This is a genomic window from Streptomyces sp. NPDC002754, from assembly GCF_053592315.1.
The window spans coordinates 22,888-46,545 of the sequence record NZ_JBSFVM010000032.1; the positions used below are offsets into that span (position 1 = coordinate 22,888).

The 23,658-nt window shown below is 70.4% G+C and carries 24 protein-coding genes; 10 read left to right on the forward strand and 14 right to left on the reverse strand.

Translation table 11 applies throughout. From position 1 onward, the window contains the following. Positions 1-5: 5 nt before the first annotated feature. From pstS to mshD, 9 genes are all read right to left on the reverse strand, one after another. A complete protein-coding gene (gene pstS / locus ACWD2L_RS35115) occupies positions 6-1,133 on the reverse strand; it encodes a phosphate ABC transporter substrate-binding protein PstS (RefSeq protein WP_351337839.1) in 1,128 nt (375 codons plus the stop codon). Positions 1,134-1,361: 228 nt separating this feature from the next. Further along, positions 1,362-1,823: an NUDIX hydrolase gene (locus ACWD2L_RS35120; protein WP_351337836.1), complete on the reverse strand. Its 462-nt coding sequence runs from the start codon at positions 1,821-1,823 to the stop codon at positions 1,362-1,364. Continuing rightward, positions 1,820-2,896 (reverse strand): CHAD domain-containing protein, encoded by a 1,077-nt coding sequence (locus ACWD2L_RS35125; protein ID WP_351337834.1) that lies wholly within the window; start codon positions 2,894-2,896, stop codon positions 1,820-1,822. The genes ACWD2L_RS35120 and ACWD2L_RS35125 overlap by 4 nt, the downstream gene beginning before the upstream one ends. Continuing rightward, entirely contained in the window at positions 2,877-5,294 is a 2,418-nt protein-coding gene (locus tag ACWD2L_RS35130; RefSeq protein ID WP_351337832.1) for an RNA degradosome polyphosphate kinase, read from the reverse strand. The genes ACWD2L_RS35125 and ACWD2L_RS35130 overlap by 20 nt, the downstream gene beginning before the upstream one ends. Positions 5,295-5,506: 212 nt before the next feature. Further along, positions 5,507-6,445: an ABC transporter permease gene (locus ACWD2L_RS35135; RefSeq protein ID WP_351337829.1), complete on the reverse strand. Its 939-nt coding sequence runs from the start codon at positions 6,443-6,445 to the stop codon at positions 5,507-5,509. Next, on the reverse strand, positions 6,442-7,458 hold the full coding sequence (locus ACWD2L_RS35140; RefSeq protein WP_351337827.1) for a hypothetical protein: 1,017 nt from the start codon (positions 7,456-7,458) through the stop codon (positions 6,442-6,444). The genes ACWD2L_RS35135 and ACWD2L_RS35140 overlap by 4 nt, the downstream gene beginning before the upstream one ends. Continuing rightward, entirely contained in the window at positions 7,455-8,351 is an 897-nt protein-coding gene (locus tag ACWD2L_RS35145; RefSeq protein WP_351337824.1) for an ABC transporter ATP-binding protein, read from the reverse strand. Before ACWD2L_RS35145 ends, ACWD2L_RS35140 begins: the two co-directional genes overlap by 4 nt. After that, a complete protein-coding gene (locus ACWD2L_RS35150) occupies positions 8,348-8,770 on the reverse strand; it encodes a GntR family transcriptional regulator (protein ID WP_351337822.1) in 423 nt (140 codons plus the stop codon). Before ACWD2L_RS35150 ends, ACWD2L_RS35145 begins: the two co-directional genes overlap by 4 nt. 107 nt (positions 8,771-8,877) lie before the next feature. Next, positions 8,878-9,804, reverse strand: coding sequence for a mycothiol synthase (mshD, locus tag ACWD2L_RS35155; protein WP_351337820.1), 927 nt, complete (start codon positions 9,802-9,804; stop codon positions 8,878-8,880). A 217-nt stretch (positions 9,805-10,021) separates the two neighbouring features. On the opposite strand from mshD, the gene ACWD2L_RS35160 reads away from it, so the two are divergent. Then, on the forward strand, positions 10,022-11,842 hold the full coding sequence (locus ACWD2L_RS35160; RefSeq protein ID WP_351337818.1) for a bifunctional metallophosphatase/5'-nucleotidase: 1,821 nt from the start codon (positions 10,022-10,024) through the stop codon (positions 11,840-11,842). Positions 11,843-11,948: 106 nt separating this feature from the next. After that, positions 11,949-13,148 (forward strand): LmeA family phospholipid-binding protein, encoded by a 1,200-nt coding sequence (locus ACWD2L_RS35165; protein WP_351337817.1) that lies wholly within the window; start codon positions 11,949-11,951, stop codon positions 13,146-13,148. Between the two features lie 29 nt (positions 13,149-13,177). Here ACWD2L_RS35165 and ACWD2L_RS35170 read toward each other — a convergent pair whose 3' ends face one another. The 5 genes from ACWD2L_RS35170 to ACWD2L_RS35190 form a co-directional block, all read right to left on the reverse strand. Next, positions 13,178-14,599 (reverse strand): HAMP domain-containing sensor histidine kinase, encoded by a 1,422-nt coding sequence (locus ACWD2L_RS35170; RefSeq protein ID WP_351337815.1) that lies wholly within the window; start codon positions 14,597-14,599, stop codon positions 13,178-13,180. After that, positions 14,596-15,324, reverse strand: a complete 729-nt coding sequence (locus ACWD2L_RS35175; RefSeq protein WP_351337812.1) for a response regulator transcription factor — start codon at positions 15,322-15,324, stop codon at positions 14,596-14,598. Before ACWD2L_RS35175 ends, ACWD2L_RS35170 begins: the two co-directional genes overlap by 4 nt. A gap of 159 nt (positions 15,325-15,483) precedes the next feature. Next, on the reverse strand, positions 15,484-16,500 hold the full coding sequence (locus tag ACWD2L_RS35180) for a S1C family serine protease (protein ID WP_351337810.1): 1,017 nt from the start codon (positions 16,498-16,500) through the stop codon (positions 15,484-15,486). Positions 16,501-16,622: 122 nt separating this feature from the next. Beyond that, positions 16,623-17,645 (reverse strand): LacI family DNA-binding transcriptional regulator, encoded by a 1,023-nt coding sequence (locus ACWD2L_RS35185; RefSeq protein WP_351337808.1) that lies wholly within the window; start codon positions 17,643-17,645, stop codon positions 16,623-16,625. Between the two features lie 53 nt (positions 17,646-17,698). Then, on the reverse strand, positions 17,699-18,526 hold the full coding sequence (locus ACWD2L_RS35190; RefSeq protein WP_351337805.1) for a response regulator transcription factor: 828 nt from the start codon (positions 18,524-18,526) through the stop codon (positions 17,699-17,701). 250 nt (positions 18,527-18,776) lie between these two features. Between ACWD2L_RS35190 and ACWD2L_RS35195 the strand changes: the two genes are divergently transcribed. The 8 genes from ACWD2L_RS35195 (at position 18,777) to ACWD2L_RS35230 (ending at position 23,589) form a co-directional block, all read left to right on the forward strand. After that, the gene (locus tag ACWD2L_RS35195; protein WP_351337802.1) at positions 18,777-19,604 is read left to right on the forward strand and encodes an alpha/beta hydrolase; all 828 of its coding nucleotides are present in this window, start codon (positions 18,777-18,779) and stop codon (positions 19,602-19,604) included. A 57-nt stretch (positions 19,605-19,661) separates the two neighbouring features. Further along, on the forward strand, positions 19,662-19,916 hold the full coding sequence (locus ACWD2L_RS35200) for a MoaD/ThiS family protein (RefSeq protein WP_351337800.1): 255 nt from the start codon (positions 19,662-19,664) through the stop codon (positions 19,914-19,916). Beyond that, a complete protein-coding gene (locus ACWD2L_RS35205; protein WP_351337798.1) occupies positions 19,852-20,817 on the forward strand; it encodes a hypothetical protein in 966 nt (321 codons plus the stop codon). Before ACWD2L_RS35200 ends, ACWD2L_RS35205 begins: the two co-directional genes overlap by 65 nt. A 75-nt stretch (positions 20,818-20,892) precedes the next feature. Continuing rightward, positions 20,893-21,630 (forward strand): LmeA family phospholipid-binding protein, encoded by a 738-nt coding sequence (locus tag ACWD2L_RS35210; protein ID WP_351337795.1) that lies wholly within the window; start codon positions 20,893-20,895, stop codon positions 21,628-21,630. 212 nt (positions 21,631-21,842) lie between these two features. Continuing rightward, entirely contained in the window at positions 21,843-21,923 is an 81-nt protein-coding gene (locus ACWD2L_RS35215; RefSeq protein ID WP_351337858.1) for a putative leader peptide, read from the forward strand. Between the two features lie 117 nt (positions 21,924-22,040). Further along, positions 22,041-22,886, forward strand: coding sequence for a sulfurtransferase (locus ACWD2L_RS35220; RefSeq protein ID WP_351337792.1), 846 nt, complete (start codon positions 22,041-22,043; stop codon positions 22,884-22,886). A 32-nt stretch (positions 22,887-22,918) separates the two neighbouring features. Continuing rightward, positions 22,919-23,206, forward strand: coding sequence for a DUF1416 domain-containing protein (locus ACWD2L_RS35225; protein ID WP_351337789.1), 288 nt, complete (start codon positions 22,919-22,921; stop codon positions 23,204-23,206). Positions 23,207-23,328: 122 nt separating this feature from the next. Next, positions 23,329-23,589, forward strand: a complete 261-nt coding sequence (locus ACWD2L_RS35230) for a DUF3099 domain-containing protein (RefSeq protein WP_351337787.1) — start codon at positions 23,329-23,331, stop codon at positions 23,587-23,589. Positions 23,590-23,658: the final 69 nt, after the last annotated feature.

A 23,658-nucleotide genomic window follows, 5' to 3' on the forward strand; every position in this document is an offset into this window, starting at 1 on the left:
TTGGGTCAGCTGATGCTCGCGACGGTCTCGCGGACCTTCTTGTTGATCTCGGTGGGAATCGGGGCGTAGCCCAGGTCGGCGAGGGCCGCCTGGCCGTCCTCGGACGAGGTGTAGTTCAGGAAGGACTTGGTGGCGGGCAGGGTCTCCGCCTTGTTGCCCTTGTCGCAGACGATCTCGTACGTGACCAGGGTGATCGGGTACGCGCCCGCCGCCTTGGTCGCGTAGTTCAGCTCCAGGGCGAGGTCCTTGCCGGTGCCCACGACCTTGGCGTCGGCGATCGCCTTCGAGGCGTTCTCCGTGGTGGCCTTGACGGGCTGGTCGGCGCCGGTGTCGATGTCGACGGTCTTGACGCCGTCCTTGGCGTAGGACAGCTCGACGTACGTGATGGCGCCGTCGGTCTGCTTCACCTGCTGGGCGAGGCCGGAGGAGCCCTGCGCGGACTGGCCGCCCTTGGCCTGCCAGGCCTTGCCGCCCTCGTACTTCCAGTCGCCCGGGGCGGCGGACTTGAGGTACTTGGTGAAGTTGTCCGTGGTGCCGGACTCGTCGGAGCGGTGGAACGCCTGGATCTTGGTGGACGGCAGCTTGGCGTCCGGGTTCAACTTCTTGATCGCCGGGTCGTTCCACTTGGTGATCTTCGAGTCGAAGATCTGGGCGAGGGTCTTGGCATCCAGCGTCAGGTTGTCGACGCCCGCGACGTTGAACGCGACGGCGATCGGGCCGCCGACCATCGGCAGGTCGATGCCCTGGCCGCCCTTGCAGACCTTCTTCGAGGCGGCGACCTCTTCGGGCTTGAGCGCCGAGTCGGATCCGGCGAAGGCGACCTGGCCCTGGTTGAAGGCGGTGACGCCGGCGCCCGAACCGTCGGGCTTGTAGTTGAGCTGCACGTCGGAGCAGGCCTGGGAGTAGGCCTGGCGCCAGGCGTCTATGGCGTTGGCCTGGGCGGACGAACCGATGCCGAGGAGCTGGCCCTTGGCGTCGTCGCACTTGATGTTGCCCGCCTTGGCCGAGGCGCTGGTGCCGCCCGAGCCGCCGCTGGTGTCGTCGGAGCCGCACGCCGTGAGGGCCAGGGCGCCGGAGACGGCGAGAGCGCCGAAGGAGAGGGCGCGGAGCCGGTTCTTGCGCTGAAGCTTCACTTTCGGATGTTCCTTCCAGGAGCCGCCGGGCTTCTCTGTCTCTGTGGCGGCGTGCGATCTGCGGTTGGTTTCCAGTCGAGCGGCGGACCGTTCCCGGGGGCCGGGGACGCACCGCGTAAGGCTGAAATTAGGCAGATCAGGTGAAGCGGCCGATGGGCATGAGTGAACGCAGGGTGAACCTAAGCGGGCGGGGTGGTTAGGTCACGGTGCGGCTACGGAACGTGATCTTCAGGTGGTGTGGAGGGCGTCCAGCAGGGCGTCGACGAGGGCGCGGTCCCTGGGCTGGGTGAGGCGGGCGCGCGCCTCGGGGGGTGTGAGCCAGCTGATGCGGTCGACTTCGCGGTTCGGCGTGAACGTGCCGGAGGTCGCTTCCGCGGCCCAGTAACTCGCCTGCTTGGGACGGCCGTTCGCGAGGTAGCGGATCGTGGGGAGCGTGGCGCCGGGGGCGCAGTCGTGGCCGGTTTCCTCGCGTACCTCGCGCAGGGCCCCGGTGAGAGCGTCCTCGCCGCGCTTGAGCTTCCCTTTGGGGTGCGACCAGTCGTCGTACTTGGGTCGGTGGACCAGGCAGATCTCAATTCCCCGGCCATCGTGAGGAGTTGACGTCGGAGTTGGTGCCCGGCGCCACAGGACGCAGCCTGCCGCGAGGATCGTGCGGGGGCCGTCGTGGCGGTCGTCCTGATGCACGGTCATGGGGTGCCCACCGTCTGTCGTTGCCATGCCTGTCCGAACGCGAGCCTGGCGGCCGCGACCTCGTGGCGCTGGTCGGCGTGGAGTACGCCGAGGGCGTACGCGGTCGTGGGCGCGATGCGGGGGGTGCGGGCCCCGTGGGCCGCGGCGGCGGCGGCCTCGGCGGCGTCCCTGTGGGTGTTCAGGGCGTCGGCCGCTTCGAGGAGTCGTACGTCCCTGGGGGCGTCCGGGAGCACTTCGCGGGCGTAGCGGTGCAGGCGGAGCAGGAGGCGTACGTGGTGCCAGGAGGCGTCGGCGTCCGCGTTGTACGGGTGGCTGGTGTGGTGGAGGGCGGTGGTGGCCTCGGTGAGGCGGGATTCGGCCTCCGCGGCGAGCTTCTCCAGCTCGGTGCGGGTGGCGGTGGTGGCCAGGGGGACGTCGCTGGCCAGTACGGCCACGTTGTCCGCGACCGCGTGGAAGCGGGCGGAGCCGAGGGACTGGAGGGCGGTGCTGTGGGCCCGGGTGCGGGCGAGGGTGAGCTGGCGGTCGAGCAGGGCGGATGCCTTGGCGGCGCCGAGGGTGAGGGTGTCCCGGGGCTCGGGCGTGGGCGCCGGGGCGGGGGCCGTCGTATCGGTGCGCGGCGCCGGGGGACGCCTTGCTTCCCCCGCCCCGCCCCTTCCCGAAAGTCCTGCCGGACGGGCCTGCTCAATCGCCGCAGGGGCTATAAACAGCCCCGCCGGCGATGGGGCGGAGCCCCGTGACGTCAAGGTGTGGAGGGCCGAGGTCAGCCGGTCCAGGCGGGACGCGTACGCGTGCTCGCGGGCCAACGTGCCCGACAACCACGCCAGTTCGGGCCGCAACGCATCCGACCACTCCGTGTCGAGGAGGGGCCGGAACGTGTGCAAGGTTCCACTGATCCGCCGCGCCGCACGGCGCAACGCGCGCGCCGCCTCCGCCGTCTCCCCCGTCGCCCCACTCTCGCGATGCTGCCGCAACGACCGCAGGAACTCGGTGGCCCGGGAGCGGAGATAACACCCCAGGGCATCGACATCGTTCCCGTTCAGCGGCTCGCTGGACTCAAGGTGTCGCTGTGCCACGCCGGCGCCTCCGGGCGTCTATGAGCATCTCCTGTACGTTGCGCAGGGGTTGGCCGTCCGCGTCCAGCGCGTGCCGGGTCCAGTTGCCGTCCGCGCCCAGGTGCCAGGAGGCGGTGGCGTCGGACATCCCCGTTTCGAGCAGTCGGCCGAGCGCCGCGCGATGGGCCGGGTCCTCCACGCGGACCAGGGCCTCGATACGGCGGTCGAGGTTGCGGTGCATCATGTCGGCGCTGCCGATCCAGACCTCCGGTTCGCCGCCGTTGCCGAAGGCGAAGACGCGGGAGTGCTCCAGGAAGCGGCCGAGGACCGAGCGGACCCGGACGTTCTCCGACAGACCCGCGACACCGGGGCGGACGGCGCAGATGCCGCGTACCCAGATGTCGACGGGGACACCCGCCTGCGAGGCCCGGTAGAGCGCGTCGATGACGGCCTCGTCGACCATCGAGTTGACCTTGATGCGGACGTGCGCGGGGCGGCCCGCACGGTGGTGCTGGACCTCCTTCTCGATCCGCGTGATCAGGCCCGTACGAAGGGACTTGGGGGCGACGAGGAGGCGGCGGTAGGTCTCGCGGCGCGAGTATCCCGACAGCCGGTTGAAGAGGTCGGAGAGGTCGGCGCCGACCTCTTGATTGGCCGTCAGCAGACCCAGGTCCTCATACAGACGAGCGGTCTTGGGGTGGTAGTTGCCCGTGCCGACGTGCGAGTACCGGACGAGCTGGTCGCCCTCCTGGCGTACGACGAGCGACAGCTTGCAGTGCGTCTTCAGGCCGACGAGACCGTAGACGACATGGCAGCCCGACTCCTCCAGCTTGCGGGCCCACTTGATGTTGGCCTGCTCGTCGAAGCGCGCCTTGATCTCGACCAGGACGAGCACCTGCTTGCCGGCCTCGGCGGCCTCTATCAGCGCGTCCACGATCGGTGAGTCGCCCGAGGTCCGGTACAGCGTCTGCTTGATGGCGAGCACGTCCGGGTCCGCCGCGGCCTGCTCCAGGAAGGCCTGTACGGAGGTGGAGAACGAGTCGTACGGGTGGTGCAGCAGCACGTCGTGGCCGCGCAGCGCGGCGAAGATGTCGGGGGCCGAGGAGGACTCCACCTCGGCGAGGTCGCGGTGGGTGCCGGCGACGAATTTGGGGTACTTCAGCTCGGGGCGGTCGATGCCCGCGATGGAGAAGAGTCCCGTGAGGTCCAGGGGGCCCGGCAGCGGGTACACCTCGGCCTCGCTGATCTTCAGCTCCTTCACGAGGAGGCTGAGTATGTCCGAGTCGATGGTCTCCTCGACCTCGAGGCGCACCGGCGGCCCGAAGCGGCGCCGCATCAGCTCCTTCTCCAGGGCCTGGAGCAGGTTCTCGGCGTCGTCCTCCTCCACCTCCAGGTCCTCGTTCCGGGTCAGCCGGAACATGTGGTGCTCCTCGACCTTCATGCCGGGGAACAGCTCGCCGAGGTGCCTGGGAGCGGCGATGACGTCCTCGATGGGGACGTAGCGCTGCGGCGAGGCCTCGAGGAAGCGGGAGAGCAGCGGCGGAACCTTCACCCGGGCGAAGTGACGATGGCCCGACACGGGGTTCGAGACGACGACGGCGAGGTTGAGGGAGAGCCCCGAGATGTACGGGAAGGGGTGCGCGGGATCGACGGCCAGCGGCGTGAGCACCGGGAAGATCTGCTGCATGAACAGCGTGTAGAGCCGGGCCTGCTCCTTGTCCGTGAGCTCGTTCCAGCGCACGACGTGGATGCCCTCGTCGGCGAGGGACGGGGCGATCTCGTCCTGGTAGCAGGCGGCGTGCCGGGCCATGAGTTCGCGGGAGCGGTTCCAGATCAGGTCCAGGACCTCGCGGGGCTGCAGGCCCGAGGCCGAGCGGGTGGCGACGCCGGTCGCGATGCGGCGCTTCAGGCCCGCCACCCGGACCATGAAGAACTCGTCCAGGTTCGAGGCGAAGATCGCCAGGAAGTTCGCCCGTTCCAGGAGGGGGGTGCTCGGGTCCTCGGCGAGCTCCAGGACCCGCTCGTTGAACGCGAGCCAGCTGCGCTCGCGGTCCAGGAAGCGGCCCTGCGGGAGCTCCGCGCCCTCTTGGCCCGCGTAGCTCTCCTCGTAGTCGTCCGGGTCCGCGTCGATATCGGCGACGATGCCGGCGAGCTTCGCTGCGGCCAGGTCGTACTCGCCGCCGGCCACGGGGTGCGGCCGGTGCGCGGCGAGCGACCCCACGGACGGCTGGGGCTGCGCGGCCGAGGGGGCCGGAGCAGCGTCGGTCGTCTGGTCCTGTGCGGCGTTCGGCTGGCTCATGGCCCCATTCTTCCGCGTGGACGGCGTCCGGGGCGCGTCGACGGCGTCGGAGTACGCGGGCGCGAGCGCGAGGGTGCCGCGGTGGGCGGGGCCGTCGGGCTCGGGGGCGGGGGGCTGCATTCCGTGAGCGTCGCAAGCCCGTCTGAATCGACGGTTACGGCGACATGACGTACGGGCTATGGGCGTGCGGCCCGCGGGGGGTTTGTCTCCCCGCCCCGCCCCTTCCCGAAAGTCCTGCCGGACGGGCCTGCTCAATCTCCCCCAGCTAACGCTGGGAGGTGCCCCCTGCAGGGGCTATCAATAGCCCCGCCGGCGTTTGAGGCGCGGCACTCTTACCGTGCTCGGCGGCGGAGGAGCCAGAAGGCCGTGGCTGTGGCTGCCCCCGTGAGGGCGAGGATCAGGCCCGTCTCGACGAGCTGGAGGGGCCAGAAGTGGGACGGCGGGTGGCCCTCACGGTAGTAGCCCGTGATGTCGTGCGAGGCCAGGCAGGCGCGGTCGTCGACACACAGGGGGTCGGCGACGCGCGCGCCGGAGCCGGTCAGCGCGCCCTCGGTGGTCACGGAACCTGCGAAGGAGGGGTAGCCCCCGCGCAGGTCGCCGGTCACCGTGACCGTGGGCCACAGCCGGTCGCGGACCGCGCCGAGCACGCCCATCACGACGGCCATGGCGATCAGGGAGAAGGGGGCCGCGGACAGGGTCCGGCGCATAAGGAGTGCCACGACCGCGCCGATGGCCAGGCCGAGCAGCGGCAGGGTCACGGCCGTCGTGCCGAGGGCGCTGTTCGCCGCCGAATCGTGCCAGCGGTTGTCCGAGAGGCCGGGGGCCGCCGAGGCGACGAGCCGGCGCAGGAGGACCAGGACGGTCGTGCCGAGGACCAGGAACATCGCGGGCACGGCCAGCTTCGTGGCGAGCCAGCGGGCCGGGGACACGGACTGCGTCCACGCCAACTCGGCCGTCCCCGTGCCCAGTTCGCGCCCGATGAGCACGCTGCCCGCGAACACCGAGGCCGCCACCGGCAGCAGCGTGATCAGCGTGTCCGCGAGGGTGAGGACGTAGTGGTACGTGTCCCCGCTGGCGCCCTTCGCCGTGCAGCCGTTCGCCACCGCCGGGTCGCAGTGTCCCGTGATGTCGAGCGCGGCCGTACCGGGGCCCCACAGCCACAGCAGCGCGGCGCCCGTCACGACGACGAAGGCGATCCACAGCCAGGCGGCGACGCGGTGCACTCGCAGGACCGTCCGGGGCAGGCCCAGGGAAATCGTGGCGGCGCTCATGCGGTGGTCTCCTTCGTGAGCGGGGTTGCCGACGGCTCCGGCTGGAACCGGCGCAGCACCAGGAAAGCGGCCACGACGGCCAGGGCGGTGAGCCCGAGCAGGATGCCGGTCTCGGCGAGCTGGCGCGGCCAGAAGTCGGGGGAGGGGAGGTAGTGGCGGGTGAAGCCGGTGATGTCGTGCTGGTCCAGGCAGTGCTGCGTATTGCAGCCGGGGTCGCGGATCTCCGCGCCCGTCGACGTGACCGCCTTGCTGTGCACGGGGATCTCCGGCTGCAGGTATTTGCCCTGGAGCGGCCAGGAGTTGGAGCGGAACGCGCCCACCAGGTACGTCACGACCCCGGCGAGGGCGGCTGCCGGCAGCGTCCGGCGCAGCACCAGCGCGGCCAACACCCCGATGGCCAGGCCGAACAGGGCGTTCGCCACCGTCGCGGGACCCACGGAGAAGTCGAAGTCGCGCGGGCCGATGCCGGCGACGAGCAGATGGTTCCGGCCGTCCCACACCAGGCGGTAGAGGATCACGACGAGCGTGGTGCCGACGGTGATGAGCGCGGCGGGCACGTACAGCTTCGCGGCCAGCCAGCGGGCCGGGGAGACGGACTGGGTCCACGCCAACTGGGCGGTGCCCTGCTCCAGTTCGCGGGCGATCAGCGGGCCCGCGGCGAAGACGGCGATGACACACGCGCCGATCCGGGCCATGGTCAGCGGATCGTAGAAGAGGGTGTCGAAGGAGTGGTCGAAGAACCGCAGGAACGGGGAGAACGAGCCCTGCCACGCGTTGTTTTGCGCTCCGCTGTAGCCCATCTTGTCGAAGGCGGACTGGGCCCCCGACGAGCCGGGGCCCCACAGCCACAGGAGCAGGCCGAGGCTGACCGCCACGTAGCCGGTCCACACCCACATCGCCGGGCGGTGCAGCCGCAGGACCGTCCACACCAGGCCGTCGGGTCCGGGCTTCGTGCGGCGCACGCCGGAGGGCTTGGCGGACTTGGCGGGCTTGTCGAGGGACGGGGCACTCATGCCGGCACCGCCGTCCGGCGCGGGCCCGCCGTGGTGCCCGGCGTGATCAGGGGTGGGGCGTCGGGCGAGCGGAGGTGGGCCAGGAGCAGCTCCTCCAGGGAGGGCTCCTGGACCTGCCAGCCCTCGCCGATCGGCCCGTCCCTGCGGATCAGGGCGGTGACGCCGCGGCCCGAGGCGCGTGACTCGACCACCGTGTGCGGGGCGAGGTCGCCGCGGCCCGTGACCAGGCTGTGCGCGCCGATCAGATCGTCGATGCCGCCGCCGAGCCGGATCCGGCCGCCGCCGAGCAGCAGCAGGTGGTCGCAGGCGTCGGCCAGTTCGGTCACGATGTGCGAGGACATCAGGACCGTCGTGCCGTGCTCGGCCGCGTCCGCCATCAGCGTGCCCATCAACTCGTGCCGCGCCAGCGGGTCGAGGTCGGCCATCGGCTCGTCGAGCAGCATCAGCTCGGGGCGCTTGCCGAGGGCCAGGGCGAGCGCGACGCGGGTGCGCTGGCCGCCGGAGAGCGAGCGGATCTTCGCCTTCGGGTCGAGCTGGCCCTGCTCGACGATCTTCGACGCGTACGCGGCATCCCAGCGCTCCGGGTTGAGGTCGGCGCCCGTCCGCAGGGTGTCCGCGACCGACAGCTGGGGGTACAGGGGCTTGCCCTGGGAGAGGTAGGACACCTTCGCGCGGTGCGCGCCAGGGGCGGCGCCGAGCACGGAGATGCTCCCCGAGGTGGGGCGCGACAGGCCGGCCGCGATGGTCAGCAGCGTCGACTTGCCCGCTCCGTTGGGCCCGACGAGCGCGCTGATCCGGCCCGCGGGCAGCCGGAACGAGCAGTCGTCCAGGGCCGCCGCAGCGCGCCGTCCGTAGCGCTTGACGAGGCCGTTCGCCTCGATGGCCGTGCTCATGAAGTCCCCTTGGATGTGGTGCCGAAGTGCGCCTCCAGGACGCTGCCGAACAGGGCCTCGACGTCCTCCCGGTCGAGGCCCGCCTCCTTCGCCCTGGCCGTCCAGTCCCCGAGCTCCGCCCTCAGCGGGGAGTCGGCGGAGCCGGAGCCGAGCGTCGCGCGGACGAACGTGCCGAGCCCGCGCCGGGCCTCGACGAGTCCGGAGCGCTCCAGCTCTCGGTATGCCTTCAGCACGGTGTTCGGATTGATCGCCGTCGCCTCCACTACCTCGCGGGCCGTAGGCAGCTTGTCGCCGGGTTCGAGCAGTCCGAGCCGCAGTGCGTGCTCGGTCTGGTGAACGATCTGGAGGTAGGTGGAAACGCCTGTGTGGCGGTCGATGCGGAACTCTATGACCGGTTCCGGTGCGGACCCTTGTGCCACGGCGTACCCCCTTTCACTAATCAAGTAGTGAAAGGGTGATGCAAGAGAGGGGGCGGCGTCAAGCGACGCCGCCCCCTCAACGTGGGTCGTACCGGTAAAACCCCAGGTCAGGACTCGGTTCGGTACATCAAATCCGTTTCGTACGTGGTGAAACCGAGCCGCTCGTACACGCTCACCGCCGCCTTGTTGTCGGCGTCGACGTAGAGCATCGCGGTCGGAAGTCCGGCCGCCGCCAGGTGCCGCAGGCCCGTCGCCGTCAGCGCCTTGCCGAGGCCGCCGCCCTGGCCCGCGGGCGCCACCCCGACGACGTACACCTCGCCGAGTCGCTCCTGCGCGTGCACCTTCGTCCAGTGGAAGCCGACCAGCTCGTCACCGCGGAACGCGAGGAAGAAGCCCGCCGGGTCGAACCAGGATTCGGCCTTGCGGTCGTCCAGGTCGCGCTGGGTGAGCGTGCCCTGCTCGGGGTGGTGGGCGAACGCCGCCTTGTTCACCGCGAGCCATGCCGTGTCGTCCTGGCCGGGCACGAACGTACGGATCCGGACGCCCTCGGGCAGGGCCGGCTCCGCGAGGTCCAGGTTCTCCAACGGCCGCCGCATCTGCCGCAGTTCGCGGAACAGGGTCAGCCCGAGAACCTGCGCGAGGTGGCGTGCCGCGCTGTGTCCGCCGTGTGCCCACACCCGCAGCCGCTTGCCGGAGGCGGCGAGCAGTGCGCTGCCGAGGGCCCGTCCGTGACCGTGGCCCCGGTGTGCCGGGTGCACGACCAGTTCGGCGGCAGGGGCCTCTACGGGGTCGGTGTCCTCCAGCTGCGCGTAGCCGACCAGGTCGTCGCCGACGCTGAGCAGCAGGTGCCGGATGCCTTCCCGCTCGCCTCCCCGCAGTTGCAGCCGGCCCTGCTCGGAGACGGCTTGCTGGCCGTCCGTGTGGGCGGCTTCGCCGAGCAGGGCGAGAACGGTGGTGGATTGCTCGGCAGTCAGGGTGGGCAGGGTGTCGATCCGGCGGCCGGGATCGTTGGTGGGGGCGGGGTCCGTGGTCATGGATACGAGGGTACGACTGGGCTCCGCCCGGGACGGGTGCCTGGTGCGGCACCGGTCCTACGCCGCGGGGCTCCGCCCCGGACCCTGCGCCTCAAACGCCGGCGGGGCTGGATGTGCTCAATCGCCGCACGGGCTGGATTTTGCTTACGTACTACGCGCGTTGACTCTAGGCTGCCCCCACATTCACGGTCGTCGCACCGCACCCCGAGGGGGCCCCATGCACGTACGGAACAAGAGACCTGTCGCGCTTGTCGTCACCGTCACCGTCGTCGCCGTTGGCGCGCTGGTGGCCGCGTTGCCTGCCGGGGCCAGTGCCGAGAAGGTGGGGCAGGGGCGCTACCAGGACGTACAGCTGCTGTCCTTCAATGACCTGCACGGGAACCTGGAGCCGCCGGCCGGGTCCTCCGGGCAGGTCACCGAGGACCAGGCCGACGGCACCACGAAGAAGATCGATGCGGGTGGCGTCGAGTACCTGGCGAGTTCGCTGCGCAAGGCCCGGCAGGGACATCCGTACAGCGTCACGGCCGCCGCGGGTGACCTGATCGGTGCCAGTCCGCTGCTGTCCGGGCTGTTCCACGACGAGCCGACCGTCGAGGCCATGAACAAGCTGGACCTGGACGTGACCTCGGTCGGGAATCATGAATTCGATGAGGGCTCGGGGGAGTTGAAGCGGCTGCAAGAGGGCGGTTGCCATCCGAAGGACGGGTGTTATGAGGATGGGCGCGCCTTCGAAGGTGCCGACTATCCCTACCTGGCCGCGAACGTCACCGACGAGAAGACCGGCAAGCCGATCCTCGCCCCCTACTGGGTGTGGAAGCACAAGGGTGTGAAGGTCGGGTTCATCGGCGTCACGCTCGAGGGGACGCCGGACATCGTGTCGGCGGAGGGCGTCAAGGGGCTGAAGTTCCACGACGAGATCGAGACCGTCGACAAGTACGCGAAGATCCTCGACAAGCAGGGCGTGAAGTCGATCGTCGCGCTGGTCCACGAGGGCGGCGCCCCGGCCTCGGCCTCGTACAACTACGACTGTGACGCGCCGAGCGGCGGCAGTGGTGTGTCCGGGCCGATCGTCGACATCGCCAAGGGGATCACATCGAAGGTGGATGCCCTGGTGACCGGGCATACGCACAACGCGTACGCGTGCACGATCCCGGACCCGGCAGGCAAGCCGCGGATGGTCACGTCCGCGTCCTCGTACGGGAAGCTCTACACGGACACGACGCTGACGTATGACCGTGCCACCAAGGACGTCGTCCGTACGTCGGTGAAGTCGCCCACCTCCAAGAACCCCGCCTCAAAGAACCCCATCTCCGCCAATCACGTCGTCACGCGGACGCAGCCGAAGGCCGCCGACATGACGGCGCTGATCGGGCAGTGGAACAAGCTGGCAGCGCCGGTCGCGAACCAGCCCGTCGGCTACATCTCCGCCGATGTCCCCGGCCGGGGCGCGGCGACGCCCGAGGCCCCGCTCGGCGATCTCATCGCGGACGCGCAGCTCGAACACGCCAAGTCCCTTGACCCGGAGGCCGATCTGGCGCTGATGAACCCGGGCGGGGTCCGCTCCGACCTGGTGTTCAAGGCGAGCGGCGGCGAGGGCGACGGCGTGGTGACGTACGGGGAGGGCTTCGCCGTGCAGCCGTTCAGCAACACCGTGAATCTGGCCGACCTGACCGGCGAGCAGCTCGTCACCGCGCTCCAGCAGCAGGTCAGCGGAGCGAACACGGCCTCGCCGAAGATCCTTCAGCCCTCGGCGGGACTCACGTACACGCTCGACATGACCAAGGCGGGGGCCGACCGGGTCGTCGTCGATTCGATCAGGTTGAACGGCGCCGCCATCGATCCCGCCGCCACCTACCGCGTCGCGATGAACTCCTTCCTCGCGGGCGGCGGCGACGGCTTCGCGGCGCTCGGGGCGGGGAAGAACCCGCTGGTGGGAAGCGATGGCCTCAAGGCGCTCAACGACTATCTGACGGCCAACTCCTCGGCCTCGAACCCGATCGCGCCGCCGAAGGCGGACCGGATCACGATCGTCAAATAGCTGAAACAGAGCTTGCATTGGGGTGGCCTACGGTTGAACAGTGGGCCACCCTTCGCATGTGAAGGATGTTTGTGCAATTGGTGGGGTTGTGTGATGGAATCACCCGATGCGTACCCCCCACCGCATAGCCGACGACCCCCTGGCCGACGACAGCACGACGTTCGACGGCCACACGACGTTCGATGACGACACGACGTTCGACGATTGGTTTGATGGCGGTGCGGAGGATTTGGTTCCGCCCAGCCACAGGCGAGCCGGACGACGCAGGCGCCGAAGCCGCCTCGCCGGGCTCTCCTTCGCACTGAAGGGCCTGATCGCGGTCCTTGTCCTGTGCGGCTTCCTCGGCCTCGCCGACCGCTGGGCGGTGCTCTACGCCGAGAACAAGGCGGCACAACAGATCAAGAAACAAATGAAGTTGACGGCCGCCCCCGAGGTGGAGATCGCCGGCTTCCCGTTTCTCACCCAGCTCGCCGACCGCCGCATCGGCGAACTGAAGGTGACCGTCCCCGACGTCGCCGCCGACCGCGTCACCCTCGCCAAGGTCTCCGCGACCGCGCACAACGTACGCATCAAGGGCTCGGGCCTCACCGAGATCAGCGGCGCCCAGGCCGACGCGATGCACGGCGAGGTGCTGCTCAGCTTCGCCGACATGAACAGGGAGCTGGGCGCGTCCCAGGTCACGTTCAGCGGGCACGGGAAGAACAAGGTGCTGGCGCGCGGCACCCTGCCCGTCGCCGGGCACGACGTGAAGGTGCGGGCGGACGCGAACATCCAGCGGCTCGGCGCGTCCGGGATCTCCACCGACATCGACAACATGAGCCTGGCCGTCGGGGACCTCGCCACCTACCGCCCCGGCACCCGCGCCTCCGAGGGCCTGCACCTCACGCGCGCCTCCGTGGCCAAGCTCACCAAGCAGGTCGACAAGGCGCGGCAGCTGCTCGCCGTCCCCGCGGTCGTCAAGCGTCTCGGGGTGCCGGACAGCGCGGTGCAGCAGGCGCTGCACAGCGACGCGAAGCTGCGCGAGCTGACCGGGACGCCGCGCTTCGTCAAGCAGTTGATGGGCACGAACCTGATCGACATCGCGCTCGCCCACCCCGAGTTCCTCAAGCGGATCGGGCTCGACCCGGCGCTGCTCGACGGCCTCACCCGGCTCACCAAGCCCGAGCTCGCCGACCGCCTCTCCCTCGCCTTCCGGCTGCCGAAGCTGCCCGGCGACGACGGCTATGTGCGGCTCCAGGACGTGACCGTGGAGAAGGAGGGGATCCGGGTGAACCTGTCGGGCGGCGGGCTCTCGATCGGCAAGTGACCGACAGGGCCTGATCCGGACGACAGGCCCTACGGGATCTCCGGCGGCGCTGTCGGCGCGCCCGGGAGGATCAGCGTGGCGATCGTGCCGCCGCCGTCCGCCGTCGAGAGCGCGACCTGGCCGCCGCTGGCCTCGACGGTGCGGGCCACGATCGACAGGCCGAGGCCCGAACCCGGCAGGGCGCGCGCGGTCGGCGAGCGCCAGAACCGGTCGAAGACGTACGGCAGTTCATCGTCCGGGATACCGGGCCCGTGGTCCCGCACCGTGAGCGTGCCGCGCATCAGCCGGACCTCGACGCGGCCCTTCTCCGGGCTGAACTTCACGGCGTTGTCCAGCAGGTTCACGACCGCCCGCTCGAGCGCCGCCGGCTCGGACCGTACGTACCAGGGGGCCAGCTCCGCGTCGAAGGTCAGCTCGGGGCCGCGCAGCCGGGCGCGCTCGATGGCGCTGCGCACGGTGTCGTGCAGCGAGACCACCTTCAGCGGCCCTTCCGCCCCGGTCAGTCCCGTACGCGACAGTTCCTGAAGGTCGCCGATGAGCGCGGCCAACTCCGTCATCTGGGCCTTCACCGACGCCATCAGCGCCTTGCGGTCCTCCGGGGGGATGGAGCGGCCGGTCTCCTCGATCCGCGTGAGCAGTTCGATGTTGGTACGCATCGAGGTCAGCGGCGTCCGCAGCTCATGACCCGCGTCCGCGATGAGCTGTTGTTGGAGCTCGCGGGAGGAGGCGAGCGAGGCGGTCATCGAGTTGAACGACTCCGAAAGGCGCGCGATCTCGTCGTCGCCCTCGACCGGGATGCGGACCGTGAGGTCCTCGGTCCTCGCCACGTGTTCGACGGTCTCGGTAAGCTGGTCGACGGGGCGCAGTGCGGCGCGGGCGATCCACAGACCGGCGGCCGTGGAGCCGAGGACGCCGATGCCGCCCACGGCGAGGAGCAGCCAGGCCAGGGTGGTCAGCGGCGTCGTGATCTCGTCGAGGGGCGTGGCGACGGAGGCGGCGACGCCGGGGAGCCGGGTGTCGTCCTGCTTGATCGGGACGGTGAGGACCCGCATCGCCTGGCCCTTGGCGTCGTCCGTGGTGTGCACCGAGTGGTCCGAGGTGCCCGCCGCGACGGCGGTGTCCGCGGGCTGGACGGGAATCCTGGGATCGCCCTGCGAGGTGCACGCGGTGCCGTTGGACTCGATGATCTGGATCGTCGGGCCCGGGAAGTTGTGCTGGGCCGAGGAGTCGCCGGACTGGCAGCCCGCGAGGACGTACTCCATCTGTTCGCGCTTGACCGAGTGCGCCTGCTGCACCAGATCGTTGTCCAGCTGCGCGTACAGCTGCTTCGCCGTGACGAACCAGCAGGTCACCGCGACGGCGGCGACGGCGGCGGCCACCGCGACCGCCACCAGGAGCGCGATCCGCGACCTCAGCGGCAGCGTCCGCAGCCGCCGGACGAGCTTGCTCACTCGGACGTCCCGTCGGACCGCAGCACGTAACCCACACCCCGCACGGTGTGCACGAGGCGCGGTTCGCCGCCCGCTTCGGTCTTGCGTCGCAGGTACATCACGTAGACGTCCAGGGAGTTGGAGGACGGCTCGAAGTCGAAGCCCCAGACCGCCTTGAGGATCTGCTCGCGCGTGAGGACCTGGCGGGGGTGCGCGAGGAACATCTCCAGGAGCGTGTACTCGGTGCGGGTCAGCTCGACCGCGCGCCCGCCACGTGTGACCTCCCGGGTCGTCAGGTCCATCCGCAGGTCGGCGAAGGAGAGGGCGTCGTTGTCGTCGGCTTCGTCGCCGGTGGCGCCGTAGGAGCTGCGCCGCAGCAGGGCCCGCACCCGGGCGAACAGTTCGTCGAGCTCGAACGGCTTGACCAGGTAGTCGTCCGCGCCCGCGTCGAGTCCTGTGACACGGTCGCCGACCGTGTCGCGGGCGGTGAGCATGAGGATCGGGGTGGTGGAGCCGGTGGCGCGCATCCGGCGGGCGGCGGTCAGGCCGTCCATGCGGGGCATCTGTACGTCGAGGACGACCAGGTCGGGGCGGTACGAGGCGACCTTCTCCAGGGCGTCGGCGCCGTCGACCGCGACCTCGGTGCCGTAGCCCTCGAAGGCGAGGGAGCGCTGGAGTGCCTCCAGTACCGCGGGCTCGTCGTCGACGATGAGGATGCGCTGCGGTTCGCCTTCGGCGGGGCTCATGCGGTGTGCTTCCTGTCGGTCGGTACGGGTGGGTGGTCGGCGCCTCTCAGCCTCGCACGGCCACCCGGTGTGTGCGTGGAGCTACCCGGCCCCTCCGGTCGCGGGGCTCCGCCCCGGACCCCGCTGGCTCTCGTCCGAACGGCGGGGCTTGAGATGGGCTCAGCTGTCGGAGCCGCCCGCGCGCAGTGTGTCGAGGTCGGCCTTGACCGTGTTGATCGGGATCGCGAAGCCGAGGCCTACGCTGCCGTTGCTGGAGGCCTCCCCGGAACCGGAGGAGTCCGAAGCGGACGAGTACATCGCCGAGTTGATGCCGATGATGTTGCCGTTCATGTCGATGAGGGCGCCGCCGGAGTTGCCGGGGTTGAGGGACGCGTCGGTCTGGATCGCCTTGTACGTCGTCTTGGACGAGCCGGTGTTGCCGTTGAACTCCTGGCCGCCGAACTCGAACGGCCACTCGCCGCTGCCGCCCTGCTGTTGCTGCTGCTGCTCCTCGTCGGTGGAGACGGTGACATCGCGCTGGAGCGCGGAGACGATGCCGCTGGTCACGGTGCCGGTCAGGCCCTCGGGTGAGCCGATCGCGACGACGTCGTCGCCGACCTTGACGCCCCCGGAGTCGCCGAGCGTCGCCGCCTTCAGGCCGGAGGCGCTCTTCAGCTTGATGAGCGCGAGGTCCTTCTTCGCGTCGGTGCCGACGACGTCAGCCGTGTACGTCTTGCCGTCGCTCGTCGAGACCTTGACGGAGGTGGCGCCGGACACGACGTGGTTGTTGGTGACGATCTCGCCGTCGCTCGTGACGATCACGCCGGAACCGGTCGAGGACCCGGAGGAGAGCGTCGAGTTGACCTCGACGATCGACGGGCTGACCGCCTCCGCGACGCCGGACACGGTGCCCTTCTTGCTGCTGGGCACGACCGTGGTGCTGGTGGAGGACGAGGCCGTGGCGCTGCCGGCGCCGGTGAACTCCTGGATGGCGTACGCGGTGCCGCCGCCGACCGCCGCCGCCGCGATCGCCACCGCCGTGATCAGCCCGGCAGGACCGCGCAGCCGCTTCTTCTTCGGGGTGCCGTGCTGCGGGTGCTCGTGGGTCTGTTCGGAGAGTTCCACGCCCGGCAGGTACGGGGGCTGCGGGGGATAGGGCTGGGGGTCGTCGCCGCTTCGGCGGTAGGTCTCGGTCATGGCACCAAGCCTGTGGCGCGTACATGAGAGCTGCCTGAGTGGTCCCTGAGAGTCCCAACAGAACCCTGTTTGCCCGAAATAAAGGTCGACCTCGACCCATAATCCGGCGACCCGCGGAGCGGCTACGCGCAGCCGCAGGACTGCCGGACGACCAGCCGCGAGGGGAACTGCTTCAGCCGCTCGCGCCGCGACCCGGCCACCCGCAGCGAGTCGTCCAGGACGAGGTCCACGGCGGCCCGCGCCATCGCGGGACGATCCGACGCGACGGTGGTCAGGGTCGGATCGGTGAGCCCCGCCTCCTTCACGTCGTCGAACCCGGCCACCGCGAGACCGCCCGGCACGTCGATGCGCAGCTCGCGCGCGGCCCGCAGCACACCGATGGCCTGGTCGTCCGTCGAGCAGAACACCGCGGGCGGCCGGTCCGGCCCGGACAGCAGGCCGAGCGCCATCTTGTAGGCGTCGTAACGGTTGTACGGCGCCTCGAAGAGCCGTCCCTCGATGGAGCGCCCCGCCTCCTTCATGGCGCGGCGCCAGCCCTCGACGTGGTCGGAGACCGGGTCGCCGACGGAGGGGGTGTCGGCGGTGCCGCCCACACAGGCGACGTAGTCGTGGCCGTGCTCCAGGAGGTGGCGGGTGGCGAGCTGGGCGCCGCCCACGTCGTCGGTCACGACCGCGACGTCGTCGATCGCCTCGGGTCGCTCGTGCAGCAGGACGACGCGGGCGTCCCAGGCCTCGATCTCGTTCGCCGCAAGGTCGTTGAAACCGTGCGAGACGAGGATCAGCCCGGAGACCCGCATGCCGAGGAAGGCGCGCACATAGTGGACCTCACGGTCCGGCACGTAGTCGGAGTTGCCGACCAGGACCATTTTCCCGCGCTCCGACGCCGCCTGTTCGACGGCGTGCGTCAGCTCCGCGAAGAACGGCTGGCGCGCGTCCGGCACGATCATGCCTATGAGGTCGGTCCGCCGCGAGGCCATGGCCTGGGCGACCCGGTCGGGCCGGTACCCCAGCTCCTTGATCGCGGCGAGCACCCGCTCGCGCGTGGCCGGGGCGACCGGCCGGGGTCCGTTGTTGATCACGTAGGACACGACGGCGGTCGAGGTACCCGCCAGCCGCGCCACATCGTCCCGAGTCACCTTGGCCACGCGCGGAGTCTACGCGGATGGACCACCCTCTGGGCAGGGCAAGACCCGCACCGCTAACGGCGCATGGAGGCCGGGCGGCCCACCCCGTCCACGGGGGACGGGATCTTGTCCGGGTTGGCTGCGTTATCCGCCTTGTTCGCGGCGGCGGCCTCTTCCTCGGCCTTCTTCTCGGCCCGCGCCTCGGCGTTCTTCTCCGCCTTCTTCTCCGGCTTCTCCGGGGTGACGAAGCGGTAGCCCACGTTGCGCACGGTGCCGATGAGCGACTCGTGCTCGGGCCCGAGCTTGGCGCGCAGCCTTCGCACGTGCACGTCCACGGTCCGGGTGCCGCCGAAGTAGTCGTAGCCCCAGACCTCCTGGAGCAGCTGGGCGCGCGTGAACACGCGGCCGGGGTGCTGCGCCAGGTACTTGATGAGCTCGAACTCCTTGAAGGTCAGGTCGAGGACCCGTCCCTTGAGCTTCGCGCTGTACGTCGCCTCGTCCACCGAAAGATCGCCGTTGCGGATCTCCATGGGGGAGTCGTCGGTGACGATCTGCTGCCGGCCCATGGCGAGCCGGAGGCGTGCCTCGACCTCCGCGGGTCCCGCGGTGTCCAGGAGTACATCGTCGATGCCCCAGTCGGCGGTGACGGCGGCGAGGCCGCCCTCCGTCACGACGAGCACCAGCGGACAGCCGGGCCCCGTGGAGCGGAGCAGCTGACAGAGGCTGCGGACCTGAGGGAGGTCCCGGCGCCCGTCGATGAGGATGACATCGGCACCGGGGGTGTCGACGAGTGCGGGGCCCTCCGCCGGGGCCACTCGCACGTTGTGCAGGAGCAGGCCGAGAGCGGGGAGCACCTCCGTCGACGGCTGGAGGGCATTGGTGAGGAGCAGAAGAGAGCTCATCGGTCCCCACCTGCCCTGGTGGTCGTCATACGTTCGTGCACGGTTCGCTCGCCCATAACGTCTGGTTCCTCCTCGGTCCCATCGAGGACGTTTGCGGCACTGCTTCGTACAAAGGCCAAAACCCCGCGCCCGCGGGTCCTGACCTGCGATTTTTCCTGTGTCTCCGGGGGGCCGTATACAACGCCCCTGAATGCACAAAAGGACCCGGGGGCTGCATTGCCCGAGTCCTCTTCCCAGCAGAATAGCCCACATGACTTGGGGTCCGGCAGGTGACGAGCGTGGATCTTCTGTGTGGCCGATCACGGAACGGGGACGGCGCGTGCTGCTCCGGACACGCGACGGAGTCGCCATCGACGCCGCCTACGAGCCCGGTCCCGGCGGTCCCGAGGACCCGGCGATCGTGCTCGCGCACGGCTTCACCGGCGACCTGGAGCGGCCCCGCCTGCGCCGCGCTGCGGCGGTGCTCGCACAGCGTGCGGCCGTGGTCACGTTCTCGTTCCGGGGCCACGGGCGCTCCGGCGGACGGTCCACGGTCGGCGACAAGGAGGTGCTCGACCTCGCGGCGGCGGTCGAGTGGGCGCGCTCGCTCGGCCACGCGCGCGTGGTGACGGTCGGCTTCTCCATGGGCGGATCCGTGGTGCTGCGGCAGGCCGCGCTGCACAGGGGGCGCACGGAAGCGCGTGTTGACGGGGTCGTCGCGGTGAGCGCCCCCGCCCGGTGGTTCTACCGCGGCACGCCTTCGATGCGGCGGGTGAACTGGGCGGTGACCCGGCCCGTCGGACGCCTGGTCAGCCGCTTCGGGCTGCGCACCCGGATCCACCCGTACGGCTGGGACCCGGTCCCGCTCTCCCCGGTGGAGTCGGTCCCGCTGCTCGCGCCGACCCCGCTGCTCGTGGTGCACGGCGACCGCGACCCGTACTTTCCGGTCGACCACCCCCGGATGCTGATCGGTGCGGCGGCCGACGGAGACGCTGAGTTGTGGCTCGAACCGGGGATGGGCCACGCCGAGAACGCGGCGAGCGACGAGCTGATCGAGCGGATCGGGGCGTGGATCGCGGCGACGCTTGCCGCACAATAGAACGCCGCACCAGCCGCACCAGCCGCACTAGAGAGCGGGTACCGAGAGGAGTCGGGAATGGCGCAGGGCACGATCCGCTTCTGGGCCGCGGCCAAGGCCGCCGCCGGCGTCGCCGAGGAGCCGTACGAGGCCGAGACCCTGGCCGTGGCGCTGGAAGCGGTGCGTACGGGGCACCCGGGCGATCTCGTCCGCGTGCTCCAGCGTTCCTCGTTCCTGGTCGACGGGGACCCGGTCGGGACCCGTGACCATGAGACGGTACGGCTTGCCGAGGGCGGCACGGTCGAGGTGCTCCCGCCGTTCGCAGGAGGATGACACCCCGATGAGCAACAACCAGCAGTATCCGTACCAGTACGACGCGTATGGGCAGGTGCAGCCGGCCCCGGCGGCGGTGCCGCAGCAGCAGTGGTCGTACGAGGCCGGGCCCTCGTCGGCGCCGGAGGGGCTTGAAAGGCCTGCTCAAACGCCGCAGGGGCTTGGTAGGCGGGCGCGTCGTTCTCCCATCATCGAGCCGGGGTTGCAGCCCGCCGCGCTCACCGCCGTGCTCGCCCTGCTGCTCGCGGGGGGCGCCGCCATCGGGTCGTACGCGCTGCTCGTTCCGCTGGTGCTGCTGCAGGCGGTCACGGCCGCGGGCTGGTTCCGGCTCAACGGGATGTGGCCCGCGCGCCAGGGCATCGCGCTCGCCTTCATGGGCGGCGTCGTCGCCGATGTCGCGCTGCTCGTGGCGGGCCGGGACAACGGTCCCGCCGCGATCCTCGGCACACTCGGCGTCTGGGTGCTGCTCACCCTGGTCCTCCAGCTCCGCTCGCACGCCGAACCGGACGAGCGGATGTACGGCCTGATGGCCACGGTGGCCTCCGCGGCGCTCGCGATCATCGCGGCCGGACATCTGGCGGCCGGGCCCGAAGCGGTGACGGTCGGCGGGGTGGCCGTGGCGGTCGCGATCCTGGCCCGTGCGCTGCCGCTGCCGACGGTCGTGTCCGTGATCGTGTCGCTGCTCGCGGCGACCGGTGCGGGGGTCGCGGCCGGCCGTATCACCGACTTCGGCACGGGGGGCGCGCTCCTCGGCCTCGGCGCGGGCGCCTGCGCCGTCATCGGCCACCGCGTCGCGTCCTACGACTTCCCGTCCCGCTTCGTCCACATGACGGCAGGCGTGGCCCTCCCCTTGGCCGCGGCCGCCCCGGCGGTCTGGCTGCTGGGCCGCGCGCTCGGCTAGCCACATCAAGCCCCGGCGGCCCACATCAATCGCCGCAGGGGCTTGATCTGCCGACGTTCGCGTACCCTCCGGCCCATGCGCGCACTGCGAATACTGCTGATATTTGTCGTCGTCATCGGCGCCCTCTTCGTCGCGGCGGACCGCATCGCGGTCCACTTCGCCGAAAGCAAGGCCGCCGACAAGATCCGCACGAGCGAGGGGCTCGGCCAGACCCCCGACGTGTCGATCAACGGCTTCCCGTTCCTGACCCAGGTCGCGGACGGCACCCTCGACGACGTCGAACTCGGCATCCAGGACTTCGAGGCGAAGAGCGGCAAGAGCGACGACGCCGGCATCCGCATCGCCGACCTCAAGGCGGAGATGCACGGCGTGAAGTTCGACAGCAGCTACAGCTCCGCCACCGCCGCCTCGGCCACCGGCACCGCCCGTATCGACTACGCCGAGCTCCTCAAGGCCATCAAGAAGCAGGGCCCCGCGCAGGTCGCCCCCGGCGTGAGCGCGTGGATCGACGACCTCGCGTACGCCGGTGACCACAAGGTCAAGCTGACGATCGCGGTCAAGACCCCGCTCGGCACGGTGCGGCCCACGGTGCGCAGCACGGTCGACGTCAGCGGCGGCAAGGTCTCCGCGCACGCCGACAGCCTGCCGGACCTCCCCGCGTTCGACCTGGCGAAGGACCGGATCCGGGGCGTCACCGACTTCCAGCAGGCGCTCGACGACCTGCCGGCCGGCATCGAGCTCGACCGGGTGCGGGCCGTCGGTCAGGGCATCGAGATCACGGTGAAGGGTTCGGACCTCGACCTGGTCGGGTAGGCCGGGGGAGGCGTCGAAACAGGCCACGAACACTGTTGGTCCGAACTGCGAGACAACGGCGTCCGCAGAGTAGATGTCGAGAGGCACCCGACGGTGCGGCGGCGGGACGAGAGTCACCCCGGATCGCGATCGTTCCCACATTCCGGACGATCTCGTCTCACCATTCGACATGCCGGTGACACGGCCGCCGGTACGTCCTTACGATCGGACCCATGAGGCGACAGGCGGATCTCACGAAGCGGCGGGCAGTAGACCTGTGCCGCGTCGCCGCCATGCTCTGTCGCACCGCCTAGCGGGACGGATCAACTCCCGCTCTCCCCGGACCCCTTGAGGCTCCTGCCTCGGGGTCCCCGTGCAGCTACGCACACCCCCCTTTCGCATACCCCCGCAACTGCCCCGGAGGAATCAGCATGAGCCGCAGCGACGTCCTGGTAGACGCCGACTGGGTCGAGGGAAACCTCGACAACGACAACGTGGCGATCGTGGAGGTCGACGAGGACACGTCCGCGTACGACAAGAACCACATCAAGAACGCCATCCGCATCGACTGGACCAAGGACCTCCAGGACCCGGTCCGCCGTGACTTCATCGACCAGGCCGGCTTCGAGGAGCTGCTGTCGAAGAAGGGCATCGGCAACGACACGACCGTCGTCCTCTACGGCGGCAACAACAACTGGTTCGCGTCCTACGCGTTCTGGTACTTCAAGCTCTACGGCCACCAGGACGTGAAGCTCCTCGACGGCGGCCGCAAGAAGTGGGAGCTCGACTCCCGCGACCTGGTCGACGGCTCGCAGGTCCCGAACCGTCCGGCCACGCAGTACAAGGCCAAGCCGCAGGACACGTCGATCCGCGCCTTCCGCGACGACGTCGTCGACGCGATCGGCACCAAGAACCTCGTCGACGTGCGTTCGCCCGACGAGTTCTCCGGCAAGCTGCTCGCCCCGGCCCACCTCCCGCAGGAGCAGTCGCAGCGTCCGGGCCACGTCCCGTCCGCGCGCAACATCCCGTGGTCGAAGAACGCCAACGACGACGGCACCTTCAAGTCCGACGAAGAGCTCAAGGCCCTCTACGAGGACGAGCAGGTCGACCTGGCCAAGGACACCGTCGCGTACTGCCGCATCGGTGAGCGCTCCGCGCTCACCTGGTTCGTCCTGCACGAGCTGCTCGGCCAGGAGAACGTCAAGAACTACGACGGCTCCTGGACCGAGTACGGCTCCCTCGTCGGCGTGCCGATCGAGCTCGGCGCCAACAAGTAACCCAGCGACCTTTCACTTCCTAGGAGAGCAACATGTGCGGAGCGAAGGCCGGCGGCCCCGACGCCTCGACGATCAAGCCCGGTGAGACCACGATCCAGGGCCAGGTGACCCGCGGCGGCGAGCCGGTGACGGGCTACGTCCGGCTCCTGGACTCGACCGGCGAGTTCACCGCCGAGGTCCCCACCTCGGCCACGGGCCAGTTCCGCTTCTACGCGGCCGAGGGCACGTGGACCCTGCGCGCCCTGGTCCCCGGCGGCCAGGCCGACCGTACGGTCGTCGCCCAGACCGGCGGCCTCGCGGAGGTCGCGATCGCCGTCTGAGCGGTCACACACGACGGCTGAAGGGCCGCACCCCGCCTGGGTTGGACGCCACTGGCACGGGTGCGGCCCTTCGGCATGCCCGGCCCGGAGCCGGGCGGCCCGCACGGGCTTACGCTGAAGTCATGTACGCGCGGCGAAAGCACCTCTACTTCGCCATGATGGGCGTCTGCATCGGCCTGTTCGTGCTGGCCTGGGGCGTCGTACGGCTCTGGTCCGTGCCGGCCGCCGTCGCCATGTGCGTCGTCGCCATGGTCATCCCGCCGGTCGCCGCCATCGTCGGCAACCGGCGCGGGCCCGACGACCGCTGGTGGGACGATCCCTCGGGCGACGAGAAGTCCGACGAGTGGTGGGACGAACTGGACGGCAAGAAGCGCCCCCGATGACCGACCTCGCTGAGAGGGCTTTGGCCCGGACGACTACAGTGGGGTCCGGCTCTGTTATCCGCATACGTT